1 protein-coding gene (cut by a window edge) is annotated in these 15734 nt (G+C 51.7%); it reads left to right on the top strand.

Features of this window, described 5'->3' with window-relative positions; all coding sequences use genetic code 11:
• Window positions 1–15734, top strand: the 3' end of a protein-coding gene (locus tag B0X70_RS13465) for a non-ribosomal peptide synthase/polyketide synthase (protein WP_217469567.1). 33382 nt of this gene lie to the left of the window's left edge; 15734 of the gene's 49116 nt are visible here — the last part of the coding sequence; its start codon lies off the left edge, out of view; the stop codon is at window positions 15732–15734.

Below are 15734 nucleotides of genomic sequence, written 5' to 3'. Positions count from 1 at the left end.
TACAAAATGAAATTCCGCTCTTTAGCGCCTTATTGAACTACCGGCATAGTACGTCGCCGATAGCCACGGATGAAATCATCAGCGGTATTGAATTTCTGGGCGGGCAAGAGCGAACGAACTATCCGTTGGTGCTCTCAGTGGAGGATTTTGGTGATGCTCTGGGATTGACGGCACAAATCGTTCAACCGATTGATCCAGAGCGGATATGTGGTTATATGCAACAGGCATTGGAAAGTCTGATACAAGCGCTTGAACAACAGACGGAAGCTCCAATACGGTTACTGAATATTTTGCCGGCAGCAGAAAAGAGGTTGTTACTGGAGACCTGGAATGCGACTGAGGCGCCATATCCTGACCAGCGTTGTATTCACCAGCTATTTGAACAACAGGCAGAAAATACCCCTGATGCGATAGCGCTGGTGTATGGAGAACACATTCTCAACTATGCCGAATTAAATGCCCGTGCCAACCAACTGGCTCACTGGTTAATTGGGCAGGGGATCCTGCCGGATAACCGGGTCGCTGTGCAGTTAGAGCGTTCTATTGAACTGGTGGTGGCTCAGTTGGCTATCCTCAAGGCCGGGGCCGTTTATGTGCCGATCGATCCCCGGGTACCGGACGAGCGGAAGCACTGGCTGATAACCGACTGTTCAGCCAAGTTATTGCTTACTGATATCCCGGTTAACTTGATTGATGAGATCGGCGCTGTTAGGGCGGAAGATTACCGCAATCCTGACTTGCCCCGCTCAAGTACTGAGCTGGCTTATATTATGTATACCTCTGGCTCGACCGGCACACCCAAAGGGGTAATGGTGTCGCACCGGGCGGTGGTTCGGCTGGTGATTAATAACGGATACGCTGAAATTGGGCCTGATGATCGGGTGGCGTTTGAGGCTAATCCGGCTTTCGATGCCAGCACCTTTGAAGTTTGGGCGCCATTGCTCAATGGCGGTACGCTGGTGGTGATTGATCATGCGACTGTGCTAACGCCCAAAGAGTTTACCCAAGCATTACAGAGTTATCGCATTACCGTACTGTGGCTGAGTGTCGGGCTGTTTAACCGGCTGGCGGCAGAGTTGTCGCCAGCTCTTCCGCAGCTCAAAATCCTGATTGTCGGCGGCGATGTGTTGGACCCGCATGTGATGGCGCAAGTTCTGCGTGATAGCCCGCCGCAACAGTTATTAAATGGCTATGGACCAAGTGAGGGCACCACCTTTACCACCACCTACCGTATTACAGCGTTACCGTCGGGAGTGGTGAGAATTCCCATTGGCCGACCGATAGCCAATACGCGAGTTTATCTGTTGGATGCCAATGGTCAGCTAGTGCCGTTGGGAGCGGAAGGGGAAATTTATATCGGCGGAGATGGGGTTGCCTGTGGCTATCTTAATCGTCTTGAACTGACTGCGGAACGTTTCCTGTCAGATCCGTTTAGTGATAAACCGGATGCCCGCCTGTACCGGACCGGGGATTTGGCCCGTTACCTGCCGGACGGCAATCTGGAATTCCTGGGACGTAATGACCGGCAGGTGAAAATCCGTGGTTTCCGCATTGAGCTTGGAGAAATCGAAGCCTGGCTGATGGAACATCCGGTGGTGAGTGAAGCCGTTGTTCTGGTGTTGGGCGATGGTCAGGACAAACGGTTGGTGGCTTATGTGGCGGCAGAAGCGAATGAAGAGTTGGTCAGTCGTCTGCGTACTCACTTAAGTGCAGTGTTACCGGATTATATGGTGCCGACTGCGTTTGTACGTATGGATGCCTTCCCGCTGACCCCGAATGGCAAGCTGGACCGTCGGGCGCTACCGGCTCCGGGGGAAGAGGCTATTGCCCGGCAGATTTACGCCGCTCCATCAGGGGAGATGGAAATCACATTGGCAGCTATCTGGCGTGAATTACTGGGCGTTGAACGAATTAGCCGGTATGACAACTTTTTCGCGTTGGGCGGCCATTCGCTGTTGGCGGTGCGGATGATGAACCGGCTAGTGGCGTTGGGGATTGAATTACCGTTGTCTATGCTGTTTAAATCACCGGTTTTAGCTGCTTTTGCCGAAGCAATGAGCGCCCAATTCGATGAGCAGAGTGACAAATTACCGGCCATTATCCCACTGTCTCGTGAGGACAAATTGCCGTTGTCATTTGCGCAACAGCGCCTGTGGTTCCTGGCGCAGTTTGAGGGGGTGAGTGAGACCTATCATATTCCGCTGGCCCTGCGTCTATATGGTCAGTTGGATATTGTGGCTTGGCAGCAGGCGCTTAATATGCTGTTTGCCCGTCACGAAGCGTTGCGTTCTGTTTTTGTTGCTGTTGACGGCCAGCCGCAGGTGGAATTGTTGCCGGCGGCATTAGGTCTGCCGATGAAGAAATATGATCTGCGTGACGTGCCGGATGCGGATAATCAACTTGCGTCTCTCTCTGTTCAGGAAGCCGGAGCCCCGTTTGATCTTGCCTGCGGCCCATTAATTCGTTCCAGTCTGGTACAACTGGCTGATGATGATCATGTTTTCTTACTGACCCAGCACCATATTGTTTCTGATGGCTGGTCTTTAGGGATACTGAAATCAGAACTGGAGACGCTTTATTCGGCTTACTTGAACCAACAGCCAGATCCACTGCTACCGTTGACGATTCAATACCCGGATTACGCCGCTTGGCAACGTCAGTGGCTGTCGGCTGAACGCATACAGTCTCAATCCGATTATTGGCGTACAAGGCTAGCTGACGCACCGGTATTGCTGGATTTGCCTACTGACCGGCCACGTCCATCTCAGCAATCATTTGCCGGAAATATCTTGCCTGTCAGTCTGGATGCAGAGTTAACCCAATCCCTTAAACGCTTGAGTGAGCGGCAGGGCGTCACGTTATTTATGACGGTGTTGGCGGCTTGGGCAACGGTTCTATCGCGTTTGTCAGGTCAGGAAGATCTGATTATCGGTACGCCGAGTGCCGGCCGTAGTCGGCAGGAAGTAGAATCCCTGATCGGCTTTTTTGTGAATACGCTGGCGTTGCGGATGGATTTATCCGGTGAACCCAATATGGAGGAAATATTGGCGCGGGTGCGGCAAACCGCGTTGGCGGCACAGGAACACCAAGATTTACCGTTTGAACAGGTGGTGGAAATTGTGCAACCGCCACGCCGACTGGCACATACTCCGCTGTTCCAAGTGATGTTTGCCTGGCAGAACAATGAGAATACGGAATGGCGGTTGCCGGGACTGGTCGTTTCACCTGTCGAGCAAGCTTTTGATGTGGTTAAGTTTGATCTTGAGCTGAATTTGTTTGAGGTGGAGGGCCGGATTGCCGGTTATCTGAATTATGCCACCGCTCTATTTGATCAACCGACCATTGCGCGGCATGTGGGATATCTCCATACCGTACTGCGGGCAATGGTAGCTAACTCTCAACAGCCGGTCGGGAAGATCGATATCCTGACCGTAGCGGAGCGCAAGCTGTTATTAGAAACCCGGAATGTCATTGAAACCCGGTATCCTAAGCAGTTATATATTCATCAGTTATTTGAACAACAGGTGGAGGACGCGCCTAATGAGACGGCAGTGGTATATGAAGAACAGACCCTCAGCTATGCCGAGCTCAATGCTTGTGCCAACCGTCTGGCACATCAACTGATAGCGTTGGGAGTCACACCGGACCAACGGGTGGCGGTTTGCGTGTCACGTTCATCGGCAATGGTGGTGGGGGTATTAGCGGTGCTGAAAGCTGGGGGTGCCTATGTGCCGCTAGATCCGGTCTATACCGGTGAGCGTCTGGCACATATCCTGACCGATGCGGCCCCCGCTATTTTGCTGGCGGATAAAGTCGGGCGTGATGCGCTGGGTGAGAATACGCTGGCAGGGCTGACAGTACTTGACCCGAATAATCTGCCAGATCAGCCGGACAGTAACCCGCAGGTGCCGGCATTGACGGCACAACATCTGGCGTATGTGATTTACACCTCGGGCTCGACCGGCACGCCGAAAGGGGTGATGGTGGAACATCGTCATATCCTGCGTTTGTTTGACGCGACTGAATCCTGGTATCGCTTTAACCGGCAGGATATTTGGTGCCTGTTCCATTCCATAGCGTTTGACTTCTCGGTATGGGAATTATGGGGGGCATTACGCTACGGCGCTAAACTGGTGCTGGTTCCGCACGCGATTGCTCGTTCACCTCAAGAGCTGCATCAATTCGTGTGTCAACACGGCATCACGGTGTTGAATCAGACCCCCAGTGCCTTCAAAGCCTTTATTGCCAGTTATATCGCCAATCCATTACCGGACTGCTTGCGTTATATCATCTTTGGCGGGGAAGCCCTTGATCCGAGTATTTTGAAGCCGTGGTATGCCTTGCGTGAGGAGACGTTGCCTCAGTTGGTGAATATGTACGGTATCACCGAGACCACGGTTCACGTCACTTACCGGGCACTGGGCCGCCATGATGCAGAACAGACAACGAGTCCTATTGGTATGCGTATCCCGGACTTAACCCTCTATCTGCTGGATAAGTATGGTCAGCCAGTACCGTTAGGCGCTGTAGGTGAGTTATATGTTGGCGGGGCCGGTGTGGCACGGGGTTATCTCAATCGTCCTGAACTGACTGCGGAGCGCTTTCTACCGAATCCGTTCAGTAGTGAACCGGATGCCCGGATGTATCGTACCGGGGATTTGGCCCGTTACCTGCCGGATGGCAATCTGGCGTTTCTGGGCCGAAATGACCAGCAGGTGAAAATCCGCGGTTTCCGCATTGAGCCGGGTGAAATCGAAGCCCGATTAATGGAACACCCGGCGGTGAGTGAAGCGGTTGTACTGGCGCTTGGCGACGGTCAGGACAAACGGTTGGTGGCTTATGTGGCGGCAGAAGTGGATGAGGCGTTAATTAATCATCTGCGTACTTACTTAAGTGCGATTTTACCGGATTATATGGTGCCGACAGCGTTCGTCTGTCTGGATGCCTTCCCGTTGACACCGAACGGCAAACTGGATCGCCGGGCGCTACCGGCACCGGGGGAAGATGCCTTTGCCCGTCAGGTTTATGCCGCGCCGCAAGGGGAAACAGAAACCCTATTGGCTGCTATCTGGAGCGAGTTGTTAGGCATTAAACAGATCAGCCGACACGACAGTTTCTTTGCTTTGGGAGGCCATTCATTGCTGGCGGTGCGAATGATTGAACGTTTGCGTAACGCGGGGTTAACGCTGGCGGTGCGTGATCTGTTCCAATCCCCGGTGTTGTCCGCATTTGCTCAAACAGTAGGGCAGTCACAAGCGGTGGTGGTGCCGCCGAATGTCATCACCCCGGCAATCACTGCCCTTGCACCTGAGATGTTGCCATTGATTGATCTAACTCAGACTGAGATTGATCATATCGTTGAACAAGTGCCGGGTGGGGTTGCTAATATTCAGGATATTTATGCCCTGTCGCCGTTACAAGACGGTATTCTGTTCCATCATCTGTTGGCGAATAAAGGTGATCCGTATCTATTAGTCAGTCAGACGGCTTTCGCTGACCGATCTCTGTTGGACAGTTATTTGGCGGCAGTGCAACAGGTGGTTAACCGCCATGACATCTTGCGTACTGCTTTTATCTGGCAAGGATTATCAGCACCGGTTCAGGTAGTCTGGCGTCAGGCACGGTTATCAGTGACTGAGTTGACGTTGGATTCCGTTGATGGACCGGTTTATGAGCAACTAATTCAACGTTTTGACCCGCGTCATCACCGTCTCGATTTGAGCCAAGCCCCCTTGTTGCGCTTTATGGTGGCGCAAGAAACGGATGGTCGCTGGATTGCCCTGCAATTGCAGCATCATCTGATTGGCGATCATACGACGCTGGAAGTGATGAACCGCGAAGTTCAGGCGTACCTTACCGGGCGGGAAGAGAACTTGCCTGCGCCGGTCCCTTTCCGCAATCTGGTGGCTCAGGTCCGGTTGGGAGTGAGCCAGGTCGAACATACCCGTTTCTTTACTGACATGTTGGCTGACGTGGATGAACCGACGCTGCTATTCGGGTTAACGGAGGTACATCGAGATGGCTCGCAGGTGACAGAATTGCACCGGATGTTGCCTGCCATATTGAATAACCACTTGCGTAGTCAGGCCCGGCGTCTAGGCGTCAGTTTGGCGGCGTTGTGTCATCTGGCTTGGGCACAGGTGTTGTCGCGTATCAGCGGACAAGAGAAAATGGTGTTCGGCACTGTGCTGTTTGGGCGGATGCAGGGTGGGGAAGGCGCTGATAGCGGCATGGGACTGTTTGTCAACACCTTGCCGTTGCGACTGGATATAGATGATACCCCGGTGCGAGACAGTGCACGGTTAGCCCATACTCGGTTAGCCGAATTGCTAGCGCATGAACATGCTTCACTGGCGCTGGCTCAACGTTGCAGTGGAGTGTCGGGGGAAACGCCCCTCTTTAGTACTTTGCTGAACTACCGGCATAGTACGCAGCCGATCACCGTAGATGAAACTATCAGCGGTATAGAATCCTTTAATGGGCAGGAACGTACCAACTATCCGTTTGTGCTGTCGGTGGAGGATTTTGGTCACGCTTTGGGATTGACTGCACAGGTGGTGCAACCATTTGATCCAGAACGGATATGCGGCTATATGCAACAGGCGCTGGAGAGTTTGGTGGAAGCACTTGAACAGGAGCCGGAAACACCGGTACGGACACTGAATATTTTGCCAGAAGTGGAACGCCGGTTGTTGCTAAAAACTTGGAATGCGACTGAAACTGTCTACTCTGAGCAGTTATGTATCCATCAGTTATTTGAACAACAAGTGGAGAAAAACCCGGATGTCACGGCACTGGCGTATGAAGGACAGACGTACAGCTATGCGGAACTAAATACTCGTGCTAACCGACTGGCTCATCAACTGATTGCGCTGGGTGTTGCGCCAGACCAGCGAGTAGCGATTTGTGTGACACGTTCATTGGCGATGGTGGTGGGCTTGCTGGCGGTGTTGAAAGCGGGAGGGGCCTATGTTCCACTGGACCCGGCTTATCCGGGGGAACGTTTGGCTCATATTTTGACTGATGCAGCTCCGGCTATTGTGCTGGCGGATAATGTCGGATGTATCGCACTGGGTGAGGAAGCACTGGCCGGACTTGCTGTGCTGGATCCGAATACTTTACCTGATCAGCCAGACAGCAACCCGCGAGTGACCGCTCTGACTGCGCAGCATCTGGCGTATGTGATTTATACCTCGGGTTCAACTGGCACACCAAAAGGCGTGATGGTGGAACATCGTGGGCTAATTAATCTTGTTCAGGATAAAATCGCCCAGTTTGACATTCACTCGGATAGCCGGATGTTGCAGTTTGCCTCGTTGAGTTTTGATGCCAGTGTTTGGGAAATCATGATGGCGTTGGGGAGTGGTGCTAGTCTGATTATTGCTGTCGATATCGTCCGTCAGGACCCGCTTCGTCTCTGGCATTATCTGGAGCAACAGTCGGTGACTCATGCCTGTCTGCCCCCGGCACTACTCCGGGAAAGGATCGATTTACCGGAAATATCGATAAGACCTACGTTGATACTCGGTGGTGAGGCACCTAGCGCAATGCTGCTTCAGGCACTGAGTCGTCGGGCGACGGTGTTTAATGCCTATGGCCCGACAGAAATCACGGTGTGTGCGACGACCTGGCGTTGTCCGCCAGACTACACGGATACGTTAGTGCCTATCGGCTATCCGACGGCGAACACCCAGATTTATTTGTTGGATACCTACGGCCAGCCAGTGCCATTGGGGGCCGTGGGTGAATTGTATGTGGGTGGTGCGGGGGTGGCGCGTGGCTACCTTAATCGTCCTGAACTGACGGCTGAACGCTTCTTAGCTGACCCGTTTAGTGAGATGCCGAATGCGCGGATGTATCGGACTGGGGATTTGGCCCGTTATCTGCCAAACGGCAATCTGGAATTCCTGGGCCGCAATGACCAACAGGTCAAAATTCGTGGTTTCCGTATTGAACCGGGGGAAATCGAAGCCCGACTGATGGAATACCCAACTGTGCAAGAGGCTGTTGTGTTGGTGCTAGGTGATGAGCAGGGCAGACGGTTGATAGCTTATGTGGTGGCAGAAGCGGATGAGGAGTTAGTTAATCGTCTGCATACACACTTGAGCGCAATTTTACCGGATTATATGGTGCCGGTGGCTTTTGTACGCCTGAATGCCTTCCCACTGACCCTGAACGGTAAGCTGGATCGTCGGGCATTACCGATACCGAGGGAAGAGGCTTTTGCCCGGCAGATTTACGCCGAGCCGTTAGGAGAGATGGAAAGCACATTGGCGGTTATCTGGCGTGAGTTACTCGGTGTTGAGCGGATTAGCCGGTATGACAACTTTTTCGCTTTAGGCGGCCATTCGCTGTTGGCAGTGCGGATGATGAACCGGATAGCGGCGTTGGGGATTGAATTACCGCTGTCCACGTTGTTTAAATTCCCGACCTTAGCCGATTTTGCTGAAGCGATGAATACTCGATTTGATGAACAGAACAGCAAATTACCAGCTATTATCCCGCTATCCCGTGAAGGTAAATTGCCGTTGTCATTTGCACAACAGCGTCTGTGGTTCCTGGCCCAGTTTGAAGGAGTGAGTGAAACTTACCATATTCCGGTGGCATTGGGTTTACGTGGTCGGTTGGACATCGCTGCTTGGCAGCAAGCGCTTAATACGCTGTTTGCCCGCCACGAAGCGTTACGCTCTATCTTCGTTGCTGTTGATGGTCAGCCACAGGTGGAGTTGTTGCCGGCGGAATCAGGCTTACTGATGAAAAAATATGATCTGCGGGATACACCTGATAGGGATGCGCAGCTTGCGTTTCTGTCTACTCAGGAAGCCGGGACGCCGTTTGATCTTGCCCGCGGCCCATTAATTCGCGCCAGTCTAGTACAACTAGCTGACGATGACCACGTTTTCTTGCTGACTTTACATCATATTGTTTTCGATGGCTGGTCTGTCAGCGTGTTAATGCGTGAATTGAGCACCCTTTACACCGTTTTCTTGGCAGGGCAATCAGATCCGTTGCCACCGTTAGCGATTCAATATCCTGATTACGCCGCTTGGCAGCATCAGTGGCTATCGGCTGAACGCATACAGACTCAATCTGACTATTGGCGCACAAGGCTGGCTGATGCGCCGGTACTGTTGGATTTACCTACTGACCGGCCACGTCCACCTCAGCAGTCGTTTGCCGGGGCTTTATTGCCCGTCAGTCTGGATGTGGAGTTGACCCAATCCCTCAAACACCTGAGTGAACAGCAGGGCGTCACGCTATTTATGACCCTGTTGGCTGCCTGGGCGACAGTTCTATCGCGTTTGTCCGGTCAGGAAGATTTGGTTATCGGTACACCAAGTGCAGGCCGAAGTCGACAAGAAGTGGAATCGTTGATCGGTTTCTTTGTGAATACGCTGGCGTTGCGGATGGATTTATCCGGTGCACCCAATGTAACAGAATTGTTGGTGCGTGTGCGGCAAACCGCGCTGGCGGCACAGGAGCATCAAGACCTGCCGTTTGAACAGGTAGTGGAAATCGTGCAACCGTTGCGCCGATTGGCGCATACCCCATTGTTCCAGGTGATGTTTGCCTGGCAAAGCAATGAAAATAAAGATTGGACGTTACCCGGACTGGTCGTTTCACCTGTTGGACAAACTTTTGATGGGGCTAAGTTTGATCTTGAACTGAGTTTATCCGAGATGGATGGCAGAATTGTCGGTTATCTGAATTATGCCACTGCCCTGTTTGATCAACTCACCATTGAGCGACAGGTGGGATATCTCCATACCGTACTGAGAGAGATGGCAGCTAACCCACAACAGCCGGTCGGGAAAATTAATATCCTGACCGAGGCGGAACGCAAGCTGTTACTGGAAACCTGGAATGCAACCCAGGCGCCGTATCCTGACCAGTTATGCATTCACCGGCTGTTTGAGCAGCAGGCAGAGAAAACCCCTGATGTGGTGTCGTTGGTGTATAAAGAACGCATTTTCAGTTATGCCGAATTAAATGCTCGTGCCAACCGGCTAGCTGGCCGGTTAATCGAGCAGGGGATACGGTCTGATGATCGGGTTGCTGTGCTGTTAGAACGCTCCATTGAGCTGGTTGTGGCTCAGTTGGCTATTCTTAAGGCCGGAGCTGTTTATGTGCCTATCGATCCCCATGTACCGAACGAACGGAAAAACTGGTTGATAAACGATTGTTCAGCCCAATTGTTGCTCACCGATATTCCGGTTGATCTGGTGGTTCCATTGTATTGCCTTGTCGATGAGATGGACACCATCAGGGCGGAGGATTACCACAATCCAGACTTACCTCGTTCCAGTACCGAGCTGGCTTATATCATGTATACCTCCGGCTCGACTGGCACGCCTAAAGGGGTGATGGTGCCACATCGTGCCGTGGTTCGGCTGGTGATTAATAATGGGTACGCGGAAATCGGGCCGGATGATCGGGTGGCATTTGAAGCGAATCCGGTTTTTGATGCCAGTACCTTTGAAGTCTGGGCGCCGTTGTTAAATGGCGGCTCATTAGTGGTGATTGATCACGCCACCTTACTGACGCCTAAAGAATTCGTCCAAACACTACAGAGTTATCGTATTACGGTGCTGTGGTTGAGTGTCGGGCTGTTTAACCGGTTGGTGACAGCGTTGTCTCCGGTGTTGCCACAAATCAAGATTCTGATTGTTGGCGGTGATGTCCTTGATCCCCATGTGATGGCGCAGGTTCTGCGTGATAGCCCGCCTCAACAGTTATTGAATGGCTATGGACCAAGTGAGGGTAGCACCTTTACCACCACCTATCGTATCACGACGTTGCCATTGGGAGTGACTCGGATACCTATTGGTCGGCCAATAGCCAATACACGAGTTTATCTGTTGGATACTTATGGTCAGCCGGTGCCGCAGGGGGTAACCGGTGAGATTTATATCGGTGGTGATGGTGTTGCTTGTGGCTATCTCAATCGTCCTGAACTGACCGCAGAACGTTTTCTGCCTGATCCATTTAGTGGTGAACTAGATGCTCGCATGTATCGAACCGGGGATTTGGCCCGTTACCTACCGGATGGCAATCTGGAGTTCCTGGGCCGCAATGACCAACAGGTGAAAATCCGTGGTTTTCGCATTGAGCCGGGGGAAATCGAGGCTCGGCTAATGGAACATCCGGCGGTGAGTGAAGCGGTTGTATTGGTACTAGGTGACGGTCAGGACAAACGGTTGGTGGCTTATGTGGAGGCAGAAGCGGATGAAGAGTTAGTTAATCACTTGCGTACTCATCTGAGTGCCATTTTGCCGGATTATATGGTGCCGGCAGCGTTTGTCCGTCTGGATTCCTTCCCGCTGACGCCAAACGGCAAGTTAGATCGTCGGGCGTTACCGGCACCGGAAGAAGAAGCGTTTGCCCGGCAGGTTTATGAAGCGCCGCAAGGGGTGACAGAAACCACATTGGCCGCTATTTGGAGCGAGTTGTTGGGTATTGAACAAGTCAGTCGGCATGACAGTTTCTTTGCGTTGGGTGGTCATTCATTGTTGGCGATACAGATGATTGAACGTCTGCGTAGTGCGGGGTTAACGTTGGCGGTGCGTGATCTGTTCCAATCTCCGGTGCTGTCCGCATTTGCTCAAACAGTAGGACAGTCTCGAGCGGTGGTGGTACCGGCGAACGTCATCACTCCGGCGGCTACAGCACTCACACCTGAGATGTTGCCGTTGATTGAGCTGACCCAGCCTGAGATTGACCATATTGTGGAACAAGTACCGGGGGGAGTGGCTAATATTCAGGATATCTATGCCCTGTCACCGTTACAAGATGGCATCCTATTCCACCATTTATTAGCAAACAAGGGCGATCCATATCTGCTGGCCTATCCTATGAGTTTTGCTGATCGTTCGTTGCTGGATTGTTATTTGGCGGCGGTACAACAGGTGGTTGATCGCCATGATATTTTGCGTACTGCCTTTGTCTGGCAAGGATTATCAGTTCCGGCTCAGGTAGTCTGGCGTAAGGCACCGTTATCAGTGACTGAGTTGACGTTGGATTCCTCAGATGGACCAGTTTGTGAACAACTGGCTCAACGTTTTGATCCGCGTCAGCATCGTCTTGATTTGGGTCAAGCACCACTGTTACGTGTTGTTATTGCACAAGAAACGGATGGTCGTTGGATCGTATTGCAGTTGCAGCATCATTTGATTGGTGACCATACTGCAATGGAGGTGATGAATCGCGAAGTTCAGGCGTACCTCGCCGGGCAGGGGGGCCGCTTGCCTATTCCGACTCCTTTCCGCAATCTGATAGCTGAGGCCCGGTTGGGGGTGAGTCAGGTTGAACATACTCGCTTCTTTACCGATATGTTGGCAGGGGTGGATCAACCGACGTTGCCATTCGGATTGATGGAAGTACATCGGGATGGTTCACAGGTGGCACAATCACACCGGATGTTGCCCGCCACGTTGAATGGCCGTTTGCGTAGTCAGGCTCGGCGTCTGGGAGTCAGTTTGGCTGCGTTATGCCACTTGGCTTGGGCACAGGTATTGTCACGTACCAGCGGACAGGAGAAAGTGGTATTCGGCACCGTGCTGTTTGGGCGAATGCAGGCAGGGGAAGGGGGTGACAGCGGCATGGGACTGTTTATCAACACCTTGCCGTTACGACTGGATATGGATGATACCTCGGTGCAGGACAGTGTACGGGCAGCACATGCCCGGCTGACTGGATTACTGGAACATGAGCACGCTTCACTGGCATTGGCTCAACGTTGCAGTGGGGTACAAAGTGAAATTCCACTCTTTAGTGCTTTGTTGAACTACCGACATAATGCGCCAATAATCGCCACGGATGAAGTTATCAGCGGCATTGAATTTCATGGCGGGCAAGAGCGCACTAACTATCCGTTTGTTTTGTCGGTGGAGGATTTTGGTAATGCTCTGGGGCTGACGGCACAAATCGTTCAACCGATTGATCCGGAGAGGGTATGCGGTTATATGCAACAGGCGCTGGAAAGTCTGGCAGAGGCGCTTGAACAGCAGCCGGAGGCTCCAGTACGGTTACTGAATATTTTGCCGGCAGCAGAAAAGCGGCTGTTGCTGGAGACCTGGAATGCGACTGAGGCGCCATATCCTGACCAGTGTTGTATTCACCAGTTGTTTGAACAACAGGCAGAGAAAACCCCTGATGTAATAGCGCTGATGTATGAAGAACATATTCTCAGCTTTGCGGCATTAAATGCCCGTGCTAACCGGCTGGCCCGCCGGTTAATCAGGCAGGGGATACTGTCAGACGATCGCGTGGCGGTGCTGTTAGAGCGTTCTATCGAACTGGTGGTAGCTCAATTGGCAATCCTTAAAGCCGGGGCCGTTTATGTGCCTATCGACCCCCGAGTGCCGGATGAGCGGCAGCATTGGTTGATAAACGATTGTTCAGCCAAATTGTTGCTTACAGATATTCCGGTTAACTTGGATATTCCCCTGTATTGCTTTGCTGATGAGATGAGTGATATCGAAGAGGAGGATTACCTCAATCTTAACTTACCTCGGTCCAATATCGAGCTGGCTTATATCATGTATACCTCCGGCTCGACCGGTACGCCAAAAGGAGTAATGGTGCCGCATCAGGCGGTGGTTCGATTGGTTATTAATAATGGGTATGCTGAAATCGGGCCGGATGATCGGGTGGCGTTTGAAGCTAACCCGGCTTTCGATGCCAGCACCTTTGAAGTTTGGGCGCCATTGCTAAATGGCGGAACTTTGGTGGTGATTGATCACACGACTGTGTTGACGCCTAAAGCGTTTGTCCAAGCATTACAAGCTTATCGAATCACAGTGATGTGGTTGAGTGTTGGGCTGTTTAACCGGTTGGCGGCAGAGTTGGCTCCGGCTCTTGCGCAACTTAAGATCCTGATTGTCGGCGGCGATGTGTTGGACCCGCATGTGATTGCGCAGGTTCTGCGTGATAGCCCGCCTCAACAGTTATTGAATGGTTATGGGCCGAGTGAGGGTACCACTTTTACCACTACTTACCGTATCACGGCATTATCATTGGGGATGACCCAGATCCCCATTGGTCGACCGATAGCCAATACGCGGGTTTATCTGCTGGATGTCTATGGTCAGCCGGTACCTCTGGGGGTAGTAGGGGAGTTGTATATTGGGGGAGCAGGTGTAGCGTGTGGTTATCTCAATCGTCCTGATCTGACGGCTGAACGCTTCCTTGTTGATCCCTTTAGTGATTTACCTGATGCCCGCATGTATCGGACCGGGGATTTAGCCCGTTACCTGCCGGATGGTAATTTGGAGTTCCTTGGCCGTAACGATCAACAAGTTAAAATCCGCGGCTTCCGCATTGAGCCGGGTGAGATTGAGGCTCGATTGGTGGAACATTCAACGGTACAAGAGGCCGTGGTGTTGGTGCTAGGTGATGGGCAGGATAAACGTTTGGTTGCTTATGTCGTGGCACGACAGGATGAGGGACTGGCTAATAGCTTGCGTACTTACCTGAGTGCCATTTTACCTGACTATATGGTGCCATCGGCTTTTGTGCGTCTGGATGATTTTCCGTTGACCCTTAACGGTAAATTGGATCGTCATGCACTACCTGCCCCAAGCAATGAAGCTTTTGCCCGGCAGATTTATGAAGCGCCACAAGGGGAAACGGAAACCGTATTAGCGGCTATTTGGTGTGAATTACTGGGCGTTGAGCAGGTTAGTCGGTATGACAATTTCTTTGCCTTGGGTGGTCACTCACTGTTGGCTATGCGGATGATAAATCTTATAGCTAATCATGGGCTTATTTGCACATTGAATGATCTGTTTCAATTCCCTGTGCTGTCTGAACTGGCAGCAAAAATGACCTCAGATACGTTGTCTCAACCGCGAAACAGTGCAATATCGGTGCGATCGGGTGGAGCGGGTCTGCCGTTATTCTTTGTGCCTAGCGGGATGGGTGATTATTCCTATGTGTTCGGGTTGTCTCAGCAGCTTCATTCAGGCTACCCGATTTATGCATTGCCGTGGCCATCCATTAGTGAAGAGCCGATGTCGGCTATGGAAGAGCAAGCCGCAAGAATGATCCACTTTATGAAAGTGGTTCAACCGGAAGGTCCATATCAGATATGTGGTTACTCTTCCGGTGGCATATTGGCTTATGCGATTGCCCAGCAACTTCTGTATTCCGGTGGAGCGGTTAATTTCCTTGGTCTGATAGATACGCCAGTTCCTCATTATTACAGGCCGCGGATAACGCCGCCAAAATTCCAATTTTTTATCGAGTTGGCAAGACAAGCAGAAGACGGACATATTGAAGAAATTACGGCACTGTACCAACAAATTGATGAATTAGATTTGGTGCAATTTATCGAAATGGCGCAGAAATTGGCGTTATATCCGGCAAATCTGCGTACTGATTTAATCGCAAGACGTTGGGAACAGATAGCAAATTATGCACAAATAGTTAAAAACTATGAGCCGCAAGTATCTGCGATAACACTGCATCAATTCTACGCAATGGAGCCTTCTCCACCTGTATCTGTTGTTATGGAAACTAATGCTATGGATACTAAAGTTATGGATGTTGAATCACCGCCTTTAAACAGGGATCTGTCGTTAGGCTGGGCGCGGATATTGCCTGATTCTTCGCTTCGGTTAATTCCAATTTCGGGTAATCATTTTAGTCTGTTGGAGAATAATGAGGATAGAGCTGTTTTAGTTCAGGCTTTAAATATGGCGTTGGCGGAGAGGGGTGACGAGGAAGTTCAGTAA

The sequence above is a fragment of the Photorhabdus akhurstii genome (genome assembly GCF_019090985.1).
GTDB lineage: Bacteria > Pseudomonadota > Gammaproteobacteria > Enterobacterales > Enterobacteriaceae > Photorhabdus > Photorhabdus akhurstii.
This window is presented reverse-complemented; position numbering and strand designations above follow the sequence as displayed.